This is a genomic window from Proteus sp. GOKU (assembly GCF_015475555.1).
GTDB classification, from domain to species: Bacteria; Pseudomonadota; Gammaproteobacteria; order Enterobacterales; family Enterobacteriaceae; genus Proteus; species Proteus mirabilis_B.
Genome location: NZ_CP034105.1, coordinates 717,803 through 736,896 on the forward strand (window position 1 = coordinate 717,803; position 19,094 = coordinate 736,896).

The 19,094-nt window shown below is 37.9% G+C and carries 12 protein-coding genes; 8 read left to right on the forward strand and 4 right to left on the reverse strand.

What is annotated here, in order from left to right; all coding sequences use genetic code 11:
• The first annotated feature begins 92 nt into the window (after window positions 1-92).
• The gene (locus EHE21_RS03335) at window positions 93-794 is read left to right on the forward strand and encodes a DAPG hydrolase family protein (RefSeq protein ID WP_194951839.1); all 702 of its coding nucleotides are present in this window, start codon (window positions 93-95) and stop codon (window positions 792-794) included.
• A 262-nt stretch (window positions 795-1,056) separates the two neighbouring features.
• Here the strand turns inward: EHE21_RS03335 and rdgC are convergent, their stop codons facing one another.
• A complete protein-coding gene (gene rdgC, locus EHE21_RS03340; RefSeq protein ID WP_088493726.1) occupies window positions 1,057-1,965 on the reverse strand; it encodes a recombination-associated protein RdgC in 909 nt (302 codons plus the stop codon).
• A gap of 1,329 nt (window positions 1,966-3,294) precedes the next feature.
• Here rdgC and EHE21_RS03345 point away from each other — a divergent pair.
• The 4 genes from EHE21_RS03345 (at window position 3,295) to EHE21_RS03360 (ending at window position 9,053) form a co-directional block, all read left to right on the forward strand.
• A complete protein-coding gene (locus tag EHE21_RS03345) occupies window positions 3,295-4,509 on the forward strand; it encodes a porin (protein WP_228766729.1) in 1,215 nt (404 codons plus the stop codon).
• Between the two features lie 86 nt (window positions 4,510-4,595).
• Entirely contained in the window at window positions 4,596-6,551 is a 1,956-nt protein-coding gene (locus EHE21_RS03350) for a bifunctional 2',3'-cyclic-nucleotide 2'-phosphodiesterase/3'-nucleotidase (protein WP_088493724.1), read from the forward strand.
• 86 nt (window positions 6,552-6,637) lie between these two features.
• Entirely contained in the window at window positions 6,638-7,414 is a 777-nt protein-coding gene (locus tag EHE21_RS03355) for a ribonuclease T2 family protein (RefSeq protein ID WP_069368615.1), read from the forward strand.
• A gap of 19 nt (window positions 7,415-7,433) precedes the next feature.
• Window positions 7,434-9,053, forward strand: a complete 1,620-nt coding sequence (locus EHE21_RS03360; protein WP_194951841.1) for a bifunctional metallophosphatase/5'-nucleotidase — start codon at window positions 7,434-7,436, stop codon at window positions 9,051-9,053.
• A gap of 286 nt (window positions 9,054-9,339) precedes the next feature.
• Here EHE21_RS03360 and EHE21_RS03365 read toward each other — a convergent pair whose 3' ends face one another.
• From EHE21_RS03365 to sbcD, 3 genes are all read right to left on the reverse strand, one after another.
• Window positions 9,340-9,939, reverse strand: coding sequence for a nitroreductase family protein (locus EHE21_RS03365; protein ID WP_072069426.1), 600 nt, complete (start codon window positions 9,937-9,939; stop codon window positions 9,340-9,342).
• Between the two features lie 131 nt (window positions 9,940-10,070).
• The gene (locus EHE21_RS03370) at window positions 10,071-13,799 is read right to left on the reverse strand and encodes an SbcC/MukB-like Walker B domain-containing protein (protein ID WP_194951842.1); all 3,729 of its coding nucleotides are present in this window, start codon (window positions 13,797-13,799) and stop codon (window positions 10,071-10,073) included.
• On the reverse strand, window positions 13,799-15,028 hold the full coding sequence (gene sbcD / locus EHE21_RS03375) for an exonuclease subunit SbcD (RefSeq protein ID WP_194951843.1): 1,230 nt from the start codon (window positions 15,026-15,028) through the stop codon (window positions 13,799-13,801). Before sbcD ends, EHE21_RS03370 begins: the two co-directional genes overlap by 1 nt.
• A 221-nt stretch (window positions 15,029-15,249) precedes the next feature.
• Between sbcD and phoB the strand changes: the two genes are divergently transcribed.
• From phoB to brnQ, 3 genes are all read left to right on the forward strand, one after another.
• Window positions 15,250-15,939 (forward strand): phosphate regulon transcriptional regulator PhoB, encoded by a 690-nt coding sequence (phoB, locus tag EHE21_RS03380; protein WP_023580900.1) that lies wholly within the window; start codon window positions 15,250-15,252, stop codon window positions 15,937-15,939.
• 23 nt (window positions 15,940-15,962) lie between these two features.
• Window positions 15,963-17,261, forward strand: coding sequence for a phosphate regulon sensor histidine kinase PhoR (gene phoR, locus EHE21_RS03385; protein WP_194951844.1), 1,299 nt, complete (start codon window positions 15,963-15,965; stop codon window positions 17,259-17,261).
• A gap of 478 nt (window positions 17,262-17,739) precedes the next feature.
• Window positions 17,740-19,083, forward strand: a complete 1,344-nt coding sequence (gene brnQ / locus EHE21_RS03390) for a branched-chain amino acid transport system II carrier protein (protein WP_194951845.1) — start codon at window positions 17,740-17,742, stop codon at window positions 19,081-19,083.
• Window positions 19,084-19,094: the final 11 nt, after the last annotated feature.

Here is a 19,094-nt window from a genome sequence, read left to right on the forward strand (position 1 = left end):
TTTTAGCCTCTTTTTTAGTTGATTTTATCACTCTTTAGGGATAAAACAATTAGGAAACGAATTGTGTTTCCTAATTAATTGGAGTTGAGAAAATGAAAAAACAAACATTGCATTTACCTTGGGCTTTAAATGACATTAATGAACTTTTATCACCTGCACCATTACGCTTGGAAATGGGAATTGAAAGGGATGAAGCGGGGCATTTGACGGTCGCAGTACGTACCGATTTACATGGTTGTAAAGGCAAGATGCTAGAGTGGTGGTTTACCTTTTTTGAAACATCACAACATATTCGCTGGTGGCATCCCCATGATCATGTTGCTCACAATGGTTGGGATGATAAATGGATCAAAGGAAAAAGTTATATCGGGGCATCAATTAAGGCAGTTGAATCCTTAGGGGATATTCCACCCGTTGGAGCACAACTTAAATTCCATGACGCGAAAGATTTTTTTGATAACACATTATTAGAAGAAGCCTATAAAACAGGCGCACTTTCTGGTGCGGTATGTGCCACTATTGGTTTTGGCTCTGATGTGAAAACAGATGAAAACGGTGATCCTACCGACGGTAAAATGGTGCATTTAACGCGAGATACGGATTGGGGATGTGTATTAAGAAGCCGTTTTTATTTAGGTCACTCATTAGAAAATCCAGCTGTAGAATTACCAGATGAGATAGCTTTTGGGTTATTGCAGCACTGTTATAACGAGTTTACTTATCTTTCTCGTTTCCTGCCGTCATTGTATTACGGTGAACATGCGAATGGGGAGAAGGGGGCGTTGCCTTGGTAGTAACAATGCTCGTCATACAATACTCGTCATACTTCAAGCTGTAGCGTTGTTGACGGCATTCACTCGCACTAGTCACATACTATTGTATGCTCCTAGCGACTCGTTCATTTGTCGCCTAGCTACCTCTTGAATTATTTAGAGTATTCAATAGGGTATAACGAGTAGAAGAAGACAAAAATAGAAGAATAAGAGAGTGTGTGAGAGAGTAACTTCGAGCAGATCAGTGGTTGGACTGATCTGCTTGTTGTATTTTATTCGCAGATTACTCTGCTTCGCCGCCGAGGACTTCGGTGACGCGTTCAATTAAGGCGCTTAATTCACCGGTCATTAAAACAAAGTCGGCATCAAAACGTTGGGCAAAATCGGCTTTATCAATATCGTCATTTTGCTCACGTAAAGTTTCACTGAATTTGATGCGTTTGATAGAACCATCATCACAAAGCATAAATTGCAGGCGATCTTCCCAATCTACAGAAAGTTTGGTGACAAATTTACCCGCTTCAATATGTGTCGCAATTTCGTCAGAAACTAATTCTTGTTTCTTACAACGAATAACACCACCTTCATCTAACACCGCTTTTAGCTCTGCTTCATCCATTAAGGTAAAGCCAGCAGGGAGTTCTCCAGAGCGTACCCACTCTGTCATTTTTAACTCAACGGATTCATTAAAGTTTAGAGGAACAACTGGTAGTGAACCTAAGGTTTTACGTAGCAAAGCTAAGTTATCTTCGGCACGTTTTGCACTGCCTGAATCAACAATAACGAGTTGTTTTTCTAAATCTAGCCAAATAAAAGTCTGTGAGAATTTACTAAATGCGCGAGGGAGCAGAGTATGTACCACTTCATCTTTTAAGGTGGCTTTCTCTGTCTTTTTCAGTTTACGGCCTTGTTCGCCTTCAAGTTTTTCAACTTTGTCTTGCAGTGCTTGCTTAATGACTGTCGCAGGTAAGATTTTGTCTTCTTTTCGTGCGCACATCATGACTTGTTTACCCGTTACATGGATAAGCGCTTCACCACGATCGCCCATTGGCGAAACCCAACCTGTTCGAGTCATATCTTGGCTACTACAAGGTGTGAATGCCAATGAAGCAAGCTGTTGTTCTAACTCATCCATTGACAGTGCTATCTCTTTATTTAAGCGATAGACCAAAATATTTTTAAACCACAGCATCTGACATTCCCCTTAATCATTATTTACCGCAATATGATACTGAATGTTTAGGGTATCTAAAAGGTAATATCCCTTAAAAGAAAATCAATACCGAGTTATTTAATAAAAAGATAAAAAAAGCTGAAACGAATAATTAGTAAATCTACTCTATGATAATGAGTTTTATTCTTATTTGAGTTGGATTAATTAAGAATATTGATAATGAAATAACATGATTTTTAGCACAAACCATTATGTGATAATAATCACATAATTTTATTTTTATACTCTTTTTTGTTTACAAACTGAAATCACTTTCAGATTTATCCCTGCATTAATTTACAAAACAAAAATATTCCTGACACTCTCATGTGATAATTATCACAAAATCAAGAAAATGTGTAAGGGTGTTTTTCACAATTATCGAAGTGATTTTGATCACAAATTTTGATATTTTTTTTTCAAATATCGATAAAAGAGCACGATTGGGCTTTTTATATTAACTATGGTAATAGTTTAGATTTTGTAATGTTTCATTTGGTTTTGTTGTTACTTGTACGTATTGATTAGATATTGTGATTGAATAGTATTCTTGTGCTTCTTTTTTTAATATTTACAGATAATTATTCTTTTTATGATGGAGTGTTACTCGTTACCACCAGTTAAATTGTATTTAAATTCGACTTCGCCTTTATTTAAATAAGAAATAAATATAAAGATAAAAAATTATTAATTAGGAATAACAATATTCAAATCTTTAGTGTTATTTATTTAGTGGTTAAAAATAATACTTCCTTTTAAATATATTAAATAGGGAGATAAATTTTTTATTAGCAAAAAAAAGAGTCTTATAAAGAAATGAAATATAAAAGAAAAATCCAAAAGTACTATTTTTAAAAAGTTGATTAAGTTCAAAAAACACGTATCTTTACCTTTAATTGTGATACCTATCACTTGGGTATGTAACCATGAAAATGCACATTGGTGTAATTGTGGGCTACATCACGAAAGCAGGGCTTTTTTTTGAGTAACATGCCATCGAAAACTCAACGACCTATTTCTTTTCCTGACAGAAATAAAAGCAATGCCCTTATTTAAAATATAATGAGGATATTATTTTTGTGTCTTATTGGTGATTACGTCTGTGTCAAGGAAATTAAAACCTTTAAGAAAATTTTGTAGAGTCATAATTAGTAGCTATAAAAATTATCAATTGTGAGAGCGATTTTCTTTTTCGAAATTCGTGGCAGGGATCTTTTGTCTGAATCTCAGGTCAACTATATACGGCGGTATTATTTTTGACCTTAAAGAAAATCATAAAACTATAGAAAATAGATGGGTATTTTAATCATGAAAAGCTTGAAGCCTCTAGCAGCACTGGTTGGTTTGTTGGTTCTTTCTGGATCTGCAAACGCAGTAAACGTGTATAACGATAAAGGTACACGTTTTGATGTAAACGGTCAGTTCCGTTTAAAAACACAAGTGACTAGCCAAAATCATGAAATGAAAATGACGGATGATGGTAGTCGTATTGGTTTCTTTGGTTCGCATGAGCTGACTAACGATATCAAAGTTTTTGGTAAATTAGAGTGGGGTTCGGATACTCAAAGAACTAACAGTGACAACCCTAAATCAAACTTTGAAATGTACAACCGTGTGGGTTATGTCGGTTTCTCTCATCGTGATTATGGTCAAATCCAATTTGGTCGTACCTATATTCCGATCGACTGGGTTAAAAAATCAAGCTATGGCTATGGTAACACGGGTGTATTCTACTTTAGCGATGTATTAGGTCGTTCAGTAGGTTTCTCTGGTGGTAATACGAATATTACAGAAGATAAGTATGGTAATCATCGTATTGATTATAACGGTGTTGGTAAAAACAACTTTATGACCCGTTTACCACAAACTATTTTCTTAGAAACTAACCGTTATGAAGGCTTTAAATTAGCGGGTACGGTGACTGGTAAATCTGGTGATGACGGTCGCCGTGTTGCAGGTGATATTACTCGTGCATATTCAGTAGTTGGTTTCTATAAATCAACTTTCGGTTTGGAGTTCGATGCGGGTTACTCAGCAGCTAAAGGTGAAGCAAATACTTCAGGTCCAAATAAAGACAAAACACCTGAAAACAGTATTTTAGCTTTTGGTGCTGAATACTTCTTCCCAGGACGTGAATTCTCTATTGGTTTAGACTATGGTCAATCTCGTGCTAAAAACCCAGGTTTAGCACTCTATGAAAACCAATTTAAAAACCCTCGTGGTTGGAACTCAGTTAAAGGCGACTGGAAAGCAGATTTATATGGTGTTGGTGTGAAATGGCACTGGGATCGTATCGAAAGTGGTATGTATGCAGGTTATTATCTGCGTGATGGTGATGCAAACACGTTCAACTACAAAAAAGAAACCTATACTGTGGGTGTAGATAAACGTTTTGCAGTATCTAAATATAACAACTTACGTTTATTCGCTGAAATGGCATACGATGATGCTCGCAGTGATAACGTGAAGTATGAAGATAAAAAACAATATATCTTCGAAACTGGTATGCGTCTGTACTTCTAGTCCTAGTAAAGGCACTACCGTTTGAAAGAAGTAATGAAAGGAGAGCGATATCGCTCTCCTGTTAACCAATATATAAGGGGTGTGTAATGGTTAAGAATGTGTTGAAAATTTCAACATTAGCAATGTTTGTCGCATTCAACGTGAATGCTGCGACAGTCGATCTTCGTATTATGGAGACGTCTGATGTTCACAGTAACTTAATCGACTTTGACTACTTCAAAGACAAACCAACAGAACAGTTTGGTTATGTCCGTACTGCTAATTTAATTAAAGCAGCAAAAGCTGAAGCAACCAATGCGATTTTAGTTGATAACGGCGACTTGATCCAAGGTAGCCCGCTGGCTGACTATCAAGCAGCTAAAGGCTTAGAAAAAGGCGAATCTCATCCAGCTCACCAACTGATGAACACCATGGGCTACACAGTAGGTAACTTTGGTAACCATGAGTTTAACTATGGTTTAGATTACCTGAAAAAAGCCATTGCCGGTGCTAAATTCCCTTACATCAACGCCAACGTGATGGATGCGAAAACAGGCAAAAACTATTTCACACCTTATATCATTGTTGATACACCAGTAAAAGATCGTGATGGTAAAGAACACACTATCAAGATTGGTTATATCGGCTTCGTACCACCACAGATCTTAATCTGGGATAAAGCCAATCTGGATGGTAAGGTCGTTGTAAACGATATTACAGAAACAGCGAAAAAATTCGTCCCTCAAATGAAAAAAGAGGGTGCAGACCTGATTGTGGCTATTCCTCACTCTGGTTTCGCGTCAGAGCCGTACAAAGCAATGGCGGAAAACTCTGTTTATTATTTAAGTGAAGTTGAAGGCATCAATGCAATCATGTTTGGTCACGCTCACGGCGTATTCCCAAGCAAAGAATTTGAAGGCATTAAAGGTGTAGATACAGCGAAAGGTACCGTAAACGGTGTTCCTGCTGTTATGCCTGGCCAATGGGGTGATCACTTAGGTGTCGTTGATATGGTTATCAATAACGACAGCGGTAAATGGGTGATGACTGAAGCAACAGGTGAAGCGCGTCCTATCTTTGATAAAGCGAACAAAAAAGCATTAGTTGAACGTGATGCTGAATTAGCTCAAATCATCGAAAAAGCACACCAAGGTACCCGTGATTTCGTGGGTAAACACATTGGTAAAGCTTCTGCTAACATGTACAGCTTCTTAGCATTAGTACAGAGCGATCCAACTGTACAAATCGTTAATGATGCACAAGTTGATTACACCAAACACTTTATTCAAGGTGATCCGAACTTAGACGGTTTACCAGTATTAGGTGCAGCTGCGCCATTTAAAGCGGGTGGTCGTAAAAACGCACCAGCAGACTTCGTAGAAGTTGAAAAAGGTGACTTAACATTCCGTAACGCGGCAGACTTATATCTGTATCCAAACACATTAGTGGTTGTTAAAGCGACCGGTGCTGATGTTGTTGAGTGGTTAGAATGTTCAGCAGGTATGTGGAACCAAGTTGATCCTAACTCAACTAAACCACAAGAACTGATCAACTGGGATGGTTTCCGTACTTATAACTTCGACACCATTAGCGGTGTGAACTATAAAGTTGACTTAACTCAACCAGCTAAATATGACGTTGATTGCCAAGTGGTTAACAAAGGTGCGAATCGTATCAAAGAAGTCACTTACGAAGGCAAACCAATCGATCCTAAAGCAACATTCCTGATCGCAACAAATAACTACCGTGGATACGGCGGTAAATTTGCAGGTACTGGTGAAGCGAATATTGCGTTTGCATCTCCAGATGAAAACCGTGCGATTTTAGCTTCTTACATTGCTAAGCAAACTAAAGAAAAAGGTGAAGTTGCGACTAAAGCTGCTAACAACTGGTCATTCTTACCGATTAAGACTGATAAAGCGTTAGATGTACGTTTTGAAACTTCTCCAAGTGAAAAAGCTGCTGCATTTATTAAAGATTTTGCTCAGTATCCAATGACCTTCGTGGAAAATGATGAAATCGGTTTTGCAATTTACAAAATCGATTTAACTGAGAAGAAATAAGCTATTAAACCTGCCCATTCAGGGCAGGTTTTTCTTACCTTTTTTGAACCAAGAGAGTAGATTTAATTGCTCTTTAAGGGGATTTTATGCGCTTTATGAAGCTATTACCTGCTGCTTTTGCTTTAGTGCTAGCAGGATGTGCAACGCAAGCACCTGAAATTACAGAACCATTAAAACCTCAAGCTAAATTAGTTGAAGGCGTATCTTGTATTTTACCTGATGCTCCAACAGCACCTTACGACTACATTGCTTCTAATGATCGCTATGGTCAAAACAGCACAGCATCAACAGATTACTTTAAGTTAGCGATTAACTACTCACCGGCTTTTTGTGATTACAAAAGCAATAATATTAAACGTTTAAATAACGATAATGAAAAAGATCGTGCAAAACGTGAGTACGATAAATTTGAAATCCAGTGCTTCTCTGATAACAAATTTGGCTGGATTGTTCATGGGCTGTGGGCTGAAACCTGTGATGGTAAATCATGGGAAGAGTGCCGCGATTGGAAAGACATACGCAAGCATCCTCGTTTATGTAAAGGCGATTTACCACCTTTAGAATACTCTGCTATCAAACCTTATCTGTGTGATTCTCCAGGTATCGACTTGTTACAAGGTGAATGGGAAAAACACGGTGTGTGTGCGTTTGATACACCAGATGCATTCTTTGGTAAACAAAAAGAGTTGTATGAAGCGTTAGTATTACCAGAAGGCCGTCCTTCAAACAGTGCATTGATTAAGTTCTTAAAAGAACACAATCCATCACTGAAGGACAAAGAAATTCAAATTAATCGAGATGAATTCTATATCTGTTATAGCAAAGATTTCGAAGTAATTGATTGTCCGAAACGTGAATTTTGATCTTAGGGATAAATTTTAAATGAATCATAAATACAAACTCGTTGCACTTGCAGTAAGCTCAGTCTTATTAGCAGGTTGTGCAAAGAACTACGACGAAGCTAATGTTGTTGATGTGCGTGTTATCGCAATGAACGACTTCCACGGCGCGCTGAAAGCACCAGAAGGTAAATCTGGTGGTATCGAGCACATGGCTACGTTAATCAAAGAAATGAAGAAAGATAACCCGAACAACATCGTTGTTGCGGCGGGTGATATGGTTGGTGCAAGCCCACTGTTATCTTCAATGTTCCATGATGAGCCTTCAATTGAAGCATTATCATTAGCAGGCTTAGAAGCAACTTCTGTGGGTAACCACGAATTTGATAAAGGCATGGGCGAGTTACTGCGTAAACAAAACGGTGGTTGCCACCCAGTAACTGGTTGCCAAGGTCCAACTGAGTTTAAAGGTGCTGATTTCCAATACTTAGCGGCTAACGTTATTGTTAACGAAACGGGCAAAACTTTATTCCCAGAATACGTTATTAAAGAATTCAACGGTATTCCTGTTGCGTTCATCGGTTTAACTTTAGAAGGTACAGCGGCTATCGTAACTCCTAAAGGAACTGAAGGTTTAAGCTTCCACAATGAAGCAAAAACGATCAACGCATTAGTACCACAATTAAAAGCGAAAGGCGTTCAAGCAATTGGTGTTCTGATCCACGAAGGTGCTGCACAGCGTCGTGATGGTGGCCCAGTTAATATCAACGCATGTAATGGTATTACAGGTAAAGTACTGGGTGTTGTTGAGCAATTAGATCCAGCTATCGACTTCGTTGTTACAGGTCATACTCACCAAGCTTACAACTGTACTATCAACGGTAAATCAGTGACATCAGCACAATCTAACGGTGCAATGTTAACGCGTATCGACCTGAAATTAGATAAAACAACGAAAGACGTTGTAGATATCAATGCAAAAAATATTTGGGTTGATAACCGTAAATATGAAAAAGATCCAGCAGTTAGCAAACTGTTAGAAGCTTACGAAAAAATTGCTACCCCATTAGCTAACCGTATTATCGGTAAGTTAGAAGGTAATTTAACTAAGCAAACTAACGATGCGGGTGAGTCTGGATTAGGTCAAGTGATCGCAGATGCACATCTGTATACTGCAAAATCTAAAGAAATGGGTGGCGCACAAATCGGTTTAATGAACGGCGGTGGTATCCGTGCTGATATGAAAGGCGGCGACGTCTCTTATAACGCAATCTACACTGTACAGCCATTCTCTAACGTACTGTTAACTCAAACGTTAACGGGTGAGCAAATTAAACGCCTGTTAGAACAACAATGGGATCGTTCACGTCCACAAGTGTTAGCGGTTTCAGGTAACTTCCAGTACACATGGGATAGTAAAGCTTCTAATGGTAACCGTGTTATCGTTGAATCAATGAAAATTGATGGCAAACCAGTAGACATGAAAGCGAATTACCGTGTTGTTGCTAACGAATACTTAGCAACAGGTGGTAGTAACTTCTCTGTACTGAAAGAAGGTAAAGATCCAGTTTACAGCGTGCCAGATGTTGATGCAGTCGTGAAATACTTTGCTGAGCAGTCTCCAATTGCTCAACCAAAAGCAAATAACATCACACGTAAATAACGTATTTTCATACGCCTTGTGAAAATCGCACCTTTTACTTCGGTAAAGGGTGCGTAAATAAATAAAGAGAGCAAAGTGTTGAACACAAAGGGTCCATCCCTACCTTTGTATTCATTGCGCACTTTGCTCTTTTTTTATGGAATTTTTAGAATGGTGGCATAAGGCCACCATTCTTGCTTTGTGGGAATGTAATAAAAAAAAGCCCACAGTGGCTGTGGGCAAGGAATGAAAGTAAAAAAAGAGGGTATTATTGCTAGGGTCTTTTGTCAGATGTCTGTTCTAACACTTATTTGAAGATTTTAAAGCGTGAATCATCTTCCATATAATTCTTCTCGCCAGCCTCTTGTTCAATCGAACCAAAGACCATTTGAGCTCTTAATTTCCATGTTTTTGGCAGATCCCAAGTTGCATGAACTTCATCATCAATAATTGGGTTGTAGTGTTGTAATGAAGCACCTACGTTCTCTGCTGCTAATGCAGTCCAAACAGAAAGTTGCGCCATACCACTTGCTTGTTCTGACCATACAGGGAAGTTATCTGCATACAGAGGGAATTGCTCTTGAAGACCTTTTACGATATCTGTGTCTTCAAAATACAGAATTGAACCAGCACCTGCGGCGAAGCTATTAATTTTTGCTTCAGTTGCACTAAATGCTTCTGCGGGTACTAATTTTTTCAGTGTGTTTTTAACGATATCCCACAGTTTTTGATGTTGTTCACCAAACAGAACAACAACACGAGATGTCTGTGAGTTAAATGCTGTTGGACTCTCTTTAACCGCTTCTTTGATAATCGCAGTGACTCTGTCTTCGCTAATTGGAAGTTGATTACCTAAATGATAAATTGTTCTACGTTTTTTCATTAAATCAGTAAATGCGTTAGACATGATTGTCTCCTTGATAAATTTAAGCGCTTAAAGCGTGTCTTAGCTTGAGCTAATCTATGGACATACTATAGGGCTTAGCAGTGATTTATTGATATATAAAAAATTTAATCAGCTACGTCAAAATATTCGACCTAGTTTTTAACTGTTTGATTTAGATTCTGTTTATCTACATATCTAAACTCGGGAGCGAGTTGGCTAATACCTAAGCCTCCAGCTTTCTTCACTTTAATTTGCACAGGAATGCGCTCTTTCATGGCTTCTACGTGACTAATCACACCAATAATTTTACCGGATGCATTAAGGCTATCGAGCGCATCTAATGCAATATCTAAGGTATCAGGATCTAATGTCCCAAAGCCTTCATCTAGAAATAGTGATTCGATTTGAGTCTTGTTACTGACTAAATCCGAAAGCGCTAAAGCGAGTGATAAACTGACTAAGAAGCTTTCGCCACCAGACAGCGTGCGAGTATCCCGCAGTGCATCTGCTTGCCAAGTATCTGCAATTTGTAGTTCAAGGCTTGCGGGTGTTTTGCGTTGCAAGAAATAGCGTCCATGAAGCTTTTCTAAACGACGGTTAGCCAAATAAATTAGATGATCAAGCGTTAAACCTTGAGCAAAACGGCTAAATTTATCCCCTTTGGATGATCCCACCAATTCATTTAAGTAGCTCCAATCATCAAAGTGAGATTGTTGTTTAGTAATACGCGTCAGTAATTCCTGCTGCTCTTTACGTTTTTCTTCGTCAGTGCGCAGTTGCTCTTGAATACGAAATTTCGTCTCTTGTAACTGAGTAAATTGAGTTTCTAACATCAATAACTGAGCGGTAATTTGTTCGAGATTTTGTTGTGTTGCCAATAATGGTTGTTGTAATAAGTGCTGTTGATATGCATTTTCTTGTGTATCCAAACGTGTTTTTTCTTGCAGAAGCTTATCAAGCCGTTGTTTTTGTTGTTCTTGTAAACGATTTCTTTCTTCCACTGATAGCAATGAAGCTAAAAAGGCATTTTCATCAGCAAATGGGCTGTTTTTTAATCTATTTTGATATTGTTTAAGGATATCTTGTGAGTGAACATGAAGCCGTTGTAGTGATTTTTCATTTTCCTGATATTGACCAATAAGCTGATTTAAACGGATTTCGAGTCGGTTTTTTTCTTCGCTATATTGCTCAATTTGTTTTTGTAACAATTGACTTTGTTTATCCAACTCATTGCGAGCATCTTCGGTAGTTTGTGTGCCGAATAAAGCTTGGCGTTGTGCTTTTAGCTGTTCTTGTTGCTGATGTAACTGCTGTAAATGGATCAAAGCAGCACCAAGTTCTTTTTGAACTTCAGCTAAATAGCGTTTTCTCTCTTCTTGCGTTAATGACAATTCACGAATTGTTTGTTGCAATTCGTGATGTGTTTTTAATGTTGATTGATATTGCTGGTTCTCTTCTTTACGTGCATTAAGCCATTGAATTTTATCTTCAGATGCCTGTAACTCATAACCTTGCTGTTTAACAAGTGATTGAATATCTTGCGCCAACTGAATTTGTTGTTGAAGATACTGCGCTGTTTGTTGTTGCTTATTGGAGACTTCTTTTTGTTGCTGAGTTAATTCATTTTGTTGATGAAGAATGGCTTGCTGTTGCTGATAAAATTGTTCTTTGTTATCAGATAACAGTTTGTATTCTTGTTGAGTTTTGGCATCTAATGCTTGGTAACTTACTCGTTTTTGTGTCAGTAATTTATCTTCTTTTTCAAGTGCTGCATCTAATTGAGTTAAAGTAGTTTCTTCGCAGTCAACATCTGGTAATGCGTGAGAGTGAGCTAAAACTTTCCATTGCTGTTTTAATGACGCAATATCTTGTGTTAGTTGCTCAAGGTCGCTACTTAATTTTTCATTTTGAGCTTGATAATTAGCACACTGTGTTTTTTGTTCCACTAACTCTATGGTTAATGTATTAACTTGTTGCGTTAAAATATCTAATCGTGTTTTTGTTTCATCTGGTTTAATTTCTTTATATTTTTCAACATAAGGATGTTCAGTAGAGCCACAAACAGGGCAGGGATTATCTTTAACTAAATGTTGTCTTTCTTCTTCGTATTCGGCTAATTTTCGTATTAAAAGATAATTGTCATTTAAGTCTTTAAGATGTTGCTTTTTCTCTTTTAAAACGATGTCGTTTTTGCTGATATTTTCAGTCAGCGAGGCTATTTTTTGCAGGTTTTCTGAATGGCTTTTTTGGTACTGATGTTCAGTTTTTAGAGCATGCTGTAATTGAGCCTGTAATCCCATCAATTTCGCGAGCGCATTTCTTTGTTGAGAAATTTGTTGCAAGCGATGAGGAATATCTGCAATTGCATCTACTTTATTTTGTTGCTCAAGTTGTGTTTGTAATTCGCTTAATCGTTGTTGCTGTAAATTAAGGTTGTGTTGTTGTGCCTCTAGTGTGTGCGTTGTTTTTTCGAGGGCAAGTTTAAGTAATTGCTCTTTTTCTTGTTCTGCCTTTTCACTTTTCTGGCTAATTAGATATTTTTCTGTAATTTCATCATATTGTTCAAAATAGCGTTGCCATAAAGGTAAATTCTCAGCAAGTTGAGCATAAGCTGTATGCTGATTTAAATATTCACTTAATTCATTAAATTGCTTTTGTGAGCCAGTTAATTGGGCTTCTGTTAATTGTATTTTTTCCAGATATTCTGACTGTGTTTTTTCCAGCGTATTCTTTTGTTGTGTTTTTGCTGAAATATCTTGTTGTAACAAGACTAACTGATTATCTAATGGCGTCACTTCTTCACGAATAAGTCGTAATATTTGCTGTTTTTTCTCATCGTGTTGTTTAAATGCGTCACGAGCCACCATTAAATGCTGATTAATTGGTTGGCTTTGTTGTTCAATAAGCTGTTTTTCTGTTTTCAGTGTTGAGAGTTGTGACTCAATATAGGTTTGTTCTTTTAATAGACGATTTTTTTCATCATAAATCGGACGAATTTTTTCTGCGGGTTCGCTATTTTCAAGACGTCGAATATCGGGCTTGGCAGCAACTAAAGCTTCTTGTGCTAAGTTAACTCCATTTTGTGCTAATAGCTTGTTTTTATTGATTTCAATATCTTTTTCTTGCCACTGCTTTGCTGCTTGATATTCCTGTTGTTCTTTTTGTAATAAGCTCTCTTTGGCAAAAAGATCAGTTTGCTCAGTTAATAAAGCTTGGCGAGCATTCTCATCTAATAACGCCATCATTTCGGCTTGTTGCTTTAGTGTTTTTAAGGCTTGTTCTTCTTCACGCCAATGTTTAAAGATAGATTGGGAGATATGGCGATAAATATCTGTGCCAGTCAGTTCTTCGAGTAATTCAGCGCGAGATTTATCATCTGCATTTAAAAAGGCGGCAAATTGCCCCTGAGAAAGCAACATAGACTTAGTAAAACGATCAAAATCAAGCCCCGTAATATTAATGATCATCTCTTTTACTTGGCTTATTTTGCTGGCTAATATTTTGTCTTCACCTCCCGTTGTATTTATTTTAACGAGTTCAGCCTGTGGTGCTTGAAGATTGCCATCTTCCTTATAATTGGCACGGCGTTGTTCCCAAAATGCACGATAAGCCACACCTTTGACTTCAAATTCAACTTCAGTCAAACACTCCGCGGTATGACGCGTCATTAATTCATTTTGTGATTGTGTGATTTTATCTAATCGTGGAGTTCGATGATAAAGTGCTAAGCTAATCGCATCTAATAGTGTGGTTTTTCCTGCACCAGTAGGACCTGTGATAGCAAATAATCCGTTGCTAACAAAAGGCTCTTGGTCAAAGTTGATTTTCCACTCACCTTTTAAAGAGTTAATATTTTTAAATCGCAGACTTAAGATTTTCATTATGCTTCGTTATCCTCTTGTTCTGCCATTTCAACTGCTTGTTTAAATAGTGTTATTAAACGAGTTTTCGTTTCTTCTGAATCAAATTCATGTTGTTCTAAGCGTCTTTCAAAAACATCATAAACGGTTAATTCGGTGAGTGTTTCTTTCTCATTTTGCGTGAACGTTTGGCGCTGTTTTCTGGATCTTCTTAATAAGATCACATCAAAAAGGGGATCGTTAGTTAGCTCTTGAACTCGGTTTTGTATATCACTGAGATAATCTTGTGTTGAAACTTCGATATCCAACCAAATAGTGGTATCGGTTTCACCATATTGTTTTTTTAAATCGTCAAGTTGTACGGCTATCTCTTTTAATGATCCACTGATGGTGCGTAGCAACTGAAATTCAGGAATAGGTAATAGTGTGAGGTGAGTTAATTTGTCTTGTTCAAAATCGATAAGGCAGACGCTTTTTTGCTGACCACTTTCATCAAAACTTAAAGGAATAGGAGAGCCACTATAACGAATATGACCTGATTTATTCACTACTTGAGGGCGGTGAATATGACCAAGAGCAATATAGTCAAATTCAGGAAATAGCGTTGCAGAGAAAGCCTCTAAAGTACCGATATAAATTTCACGTACAGAGTCCGTTACTTTTGCACCAATGGTTGTAAGGTGACCTGTTGCAATAATCGGAATATTGACGTTCAGTTGCTTACGTAAATCAAGAGCCTCTTGATATTGAGCTTGATAATAATCAGCAATCGCTCCTTTTAGAGCATTTTGTTTTTCAGCACCTGATTGTCCACTTTTACTGCTTATCATATCTCTAGGACGTAGATAAGGGATCGCACAAAGTAGTGCGCCCGGCGTATTATCTTTTTGAGGAAGAATGAGTGGGGCTTGCGGTGTTTCAGCATGAACATTGGCAATAACCGTTGTATTTAAACATGCTAATAATGATTTAGATTCATTTAGTGTTGCGACAGAATCGTGATTACCACCTAAAATAACAAGCTGACATTGTGTATCTCGAATAGCAACAACAAAGCGGTTATAAAGCTCTCTGGCATAACTTGGGGGGGAGCCTGTATCAAAAATATCTCCTGCAACAATCAATGCATCAACTTGATAATGTTTAATTTGTGCTAATAACCAATCAAGAAATTGTTGATGCTCTTGTGCGCGAGTTTTAGTAAAAAAATATTGCCCTAAATGCCAGTCTGATGTGTGAATAATCCGCATTGCTATCCCTCTTTTTTATCTGATGAAGAGTATAGCGCACCTTACTTTTTTAGTGAAAACCCAACAATAAGCCTTCTTTTTGAGTGATATTTCACCGAAAAATGATTTATTTACCTTAACAACAGGGATCTATTTCAGTAATGTTAAGGTTAGTCATAAATCTGTCATAAAACTGCATCATAATCATTTTGACCCTCTATATACATTACACAGGATAGAGTATGGCAAGGCGTATTCTTGTTGTTGAAGATGAAACCGCAATTCGAGAGATGATCTGTTTTGTTTTAGAACAAAATGGTTTTCAACCTATTGAAGCAGAAGATTATGATTCTGCATTGAGCTTTCTTATTGATCCTTACCCTGATCTGGTTTTATTAGATTGGATGATCCCCGGTGGATCAGGCTTGCAGGTAATAAAACAGATGAAGCGGGAAAGTAATACCCGTGATATTCCAATTATTATGCTAACGGCAAAAGGGGAAGAAGAAGATAAAGTCCAAGGGCTAGAAACGGGTGCTGATGATTACGTCATTAAGCCTTTCTCACCGAAAGAGCTTGTGGCTCGTGTGAAAGCAATTTTACGACGATTATCACCAATGTCTGCGGAAGATATTATTGAATTCAATGGATTAGGGCTTGATCCTGTTTCTCATCGAGTGACGAGTCAAGATAAACCGATTGATATGGGACCCACCGAATTTAAACTCCTGCACTTTTTTATGACACATCCTGAACGCGTGTATAGCAGAGAACAACTGCTAAACTATGTTTGGGGAACAAATGTTTATGTCGAAGACCGTACTGTTGATGTGCATATTCGTCGTTTACGTAAAGCCATTGAAGAAGATGGCCATGACAGAATGATACAGACAGTACGTGGAACGGGATATCGTTTCTCTGCCCGTTTCTAAGTCAATATGGGAGTAATCGTCAGGTGTTAGAACGACTATCGTGGAAAGCCCTCGTTTGGGGGCTATGTCTATTTTGCTTACCTGCTTTTATATTATCGCTTTTTATCGGGCATCTTCCTTGGTTGCTGGTGGCATCGCTACTCAGTGCACTTGTGTGGCATGCCTATAACTTGCTGAAATTATCTAAATGGTTATGGCTAGATCGCTCAGTACTGCCTCCGGAAGGAAGAGGGGGATGGGAGCCTATTTTTTATGGTATTCGACAGACTCAACAACGCAATCGTAAACGACGCAGAGAACTAGGTGACTTAATTAAACGTTTTAGAAGTGGTGCTGAAAGCTTGCCAGATGCTGTTGTGATGATGACAAATGAAGGGAATATTTTTTGGTGTAATAGCCTTGCTCAACACTTACTCGGCTTTCGCTGGCCCGAAGATAACGGACAAAATATTTTTAACTTATTACGTTACCCTGATTTCTTGCACTATTTTACCGCAGGCGATTTTAGTCGCTCTTTAACTATTTCACTTAATAATGGCTCTATTGTTGAGTTTCGAGTGATGCCATACAGCGAAGATCAGCGCTTAATGGTGGCACGTGATGTGACAGAAAAAAATAAGCTAGAAAATTCACGACGTGACTTTTTTGCTAACGTTAGTCATGAGTTAAGAACACCACTCACCGTTATTCAAGGTTATCTTGAAATGATGGAAGAAACTAGTGCCTCCAAACCCGCAGAGCATAAGGCGATAGTGACGATGCAGGAGCAAGCTAAGCGCATGGATACGCTTGTTCAACAACTCTTACAACTTTCTCGTATCGAATCTGCTCCTCATATCGATTTAAACAAGATTGTTGATATCCCTGCCATTTTGGTTCTATTACAACAAGAAGCGAACTCATTGAGCCAAGGCCAACATCATATTGTTTTTGATGTTGATGAACAGTGGGCTGTTCGTGGTAATGAAGAGCAACTGCGTAGTGCGGTTTCTAACTTAGTGTATAACGCTATTAATCACACTGAAGAAGGCACAACAATTAAAGTCAGTTGGAAGAAAATTCCTCAAGGCATGTTATTTAGTGTTTCAGATAATGGGTCGGGGATCAGCGCTGAACACCTAACTCGTTTAACAGAGCGCTTTTATCGTGTTGATAAAGCTCGCTCTCGCCATTCTGGTGGTACTGGGTTAGGTTTGGCTATTGTGAAAAAATCGCTGCTTCATCATCACTCTCAATTGAATATTGAAAGTAAAGTAGGTGTTGGAAGTACGTTCTCTTTTATCCTTCCTCAAACATTGCTTACCGCTAAAAAAGCACACTAGCAATATGTCTTTTTAAAGCCTTTATCACTTATCTTTAATCTGTGATAAAGGTTTTTTTGCCCCTTTCTTGATCTTTTTAATATCAATAAAAACTAATATCGTAGCGTTAAATTTTAATATTATTAATTAATGGTAACTTTAAATGATGCCAATGCTCAATATTATTGGTGATAAAATGCACAAATCATATCATGTATATTCGATGATATATGACAGTTATAACTAGTGCTGAAAAATAGTTTAGATGATTATTCTGGTTTTAGGATTGGCTATTGCCTTTTTTCATTATAAAAGTTTTACTTGTGAGCAGTTATCGGCAATTTTTTCTATTTAGTACCTAATTGCTCTGCATGAAATGATTATATATGGATATTATCCTGAATAATGACGGTCTGAGCTTAAATAGATATTGTTGATTTTATGTTGCGCTACCTTGGCGTAATTTAACCATTATTGTAACTACATATTAACAAAACTTATGGCACATAGATTAACTTCCAGAGATATCCTGGCATTAGGGTTTATGACATTCGCCCTATTTGTTGGCGCTGGCAACATTATTTTTCCTCCAATGGTGGGGTTACAATCAGGCGAATTTGTTTGGACTGCCGCGATTGGCTTTTTGATCACCGGCGTGGGTTTACCTGTTTTAACGGTTGTTGCACTGGCAAAAGTTGGTGGTGGTATTGAGGCATTAAGTACACCTATTGGTAAATCAATGGGATTGTTATTAGCCATTGTTGCCTATCTTGCTGTTGGACCTCTTTTTGCAACCCCTCGTACTGCAACGGTTTCTTTTAAAGTGGGTATTGCACCTTTAGTGGGTGATACAGAGATGTCATTGCTGATTTACAGCATTGTCTATTTCTTAATTGTTATTGGTATTTCGCTTTATCCGGGGAAATTGCTAGACAGTGTTGGTCATATTCTTGCGCCGATTAAAATTCTGGCATTAGCGATATTAGGTGTGGCTGCGGTCTTTTGGCCAGCTGGTGGCGCTATTCCTGCGACTGAAGCTTATCGTGATATGGCGTTAACTCAGGGATTTATTAACGGTTACCTCACCATGGATACATTGGGCGCTATGGTTTTTGGTATTGTTATTGTTAATGCCGCTCGCTCTCGAGGTATTGATAATTCGTCACTGTTAACACGTTATACCATGTGGGCGGGAATTATTGCGGGTGTATTGTTAACTGCAATTTATTTGAGTTTATTTAAATTAGGCTCTAGCAGCGGCAGTATCATTCCGGGTGCTCAAGACGGTGCTGATATTTTACATGCCTATGTTCAGTACACTTTTGGTAATTTTGGTAGCTTCTTTTTAGCCGTACTGATTTTCTTAGCCTGTATGGTGACTGCTGTTGGTTTAACCTGTGCATGCGCAGAGTTTTTCAGCCGTTATTTGCCTATCTCTTATCGTGTATTAGTGTTGATTTTAGCGATATTCTCAGCTGTTGTTTCAAACTTAGGTTTGAGCAAACTGATCGCGTTTTCTATTCCTGTGCTGATAATGATTTATCCACCTTGTATTGTGATTATTTTAATGAGTTTCACATTACGTCTGTGGAATAATCCAAGCCGTATTATCGCGCCAGCAATGGCTGTTAGCTTATTTTTCGGTATTTTTGATGCAATAAAAGCGTCCGATTATTTGAAACATTTATTACCAGAATGGGCGACAAAACTGCCATTAAGTGAGCAAGGTTTAGCGTGGTTAATCCCAGTCATTGTGACGATTGTTGTGTGTGGTATTTACGATAGAGTCGCTGGTTCACAGAATAAAAAAGTGATCCATACTGAAGCGATTCATAAGCAATAAAATACATTGAT

Excerpts from the sequence above, each read along its gene's own strand:
- brnQ (WP_194951845.1), top strand. The coding sequence starts at position 17,740 with ATGGCACATAGATTAACTTCCAGAGATATCCTGGCATTAGGGTTTATG.
- EHE21_RS03345 (WP_228766729.1), top strand. The coding sequence starts at position 3,295 with ATGAAAAGCTTGAAGCCTCTAGCAGCACTGGTTGGTTTGTTGGTTCTT.
- EHE21_RS03335 (WP_194951839.1), top strand. The coding sequence starts at position 93 with ATGAAAAAACAAACATTGCATTTACCTTGGGCTTTAAATGACATTAAT.
- sbcD (WP_194951843.1), bottom strand. The coding sequence starts at position 15,028 with ATGCGGATTATTCACACATCAGACTGGCATTTAGGGCAATATTTTTTT.
- EHE21_RS03350 (WP_088493724.1), top strand. The coding sequence starts at position 4,596 with ATGGTTAAGAATGTGTTGAAAATTTCAACATTAGCAATGTTTGTCGCA.
- EHE21_RS03360 (WP_194951841.1), top strand. The coding sequence starts at position 7,434 with ATGAATCATAAATACAAACTCGTTGCACTTGCAGTAAGCTCAGTCTTA.
- EHE21_RS03365 (WP_072069426.1), bottom strand. The coding sequence starts at position 9,939 with ATGTCTAACGCATTTACTGATTTAATGAAAAAACGTAGAACAATTTAT.
- phoB (WP_023580900.1), top strand. The coding sequence starts at position 15,250 with ATGGCAAGGCGTATTCTTGTTGTTGAAGATGAAACCGCAATTCGAGAG.
- EHE21_RS03370 (WP_194951842.1), bottom strand. The coding sequence starts at position 13,799 with ATGAAAATCTTAAGTCTGCGATTTAAAAATATTAACTCTTTAAAAGGT.
- EHE21_RS03355 (WP_069368615.1), top strand. The coding sequence starts at position 6,638 with ATGCGCTTTATGAAGCTATTACCTGCTGCTTTTGCTTTAGTGCTAGCA.
- rdgC (WP_088493726.1), bottom strand. The coding sequence starts at position 1,965 with ATGCTGTGGTTTAAAAATATTTTGGTCTATCGCTTAAATAAAGAGATA.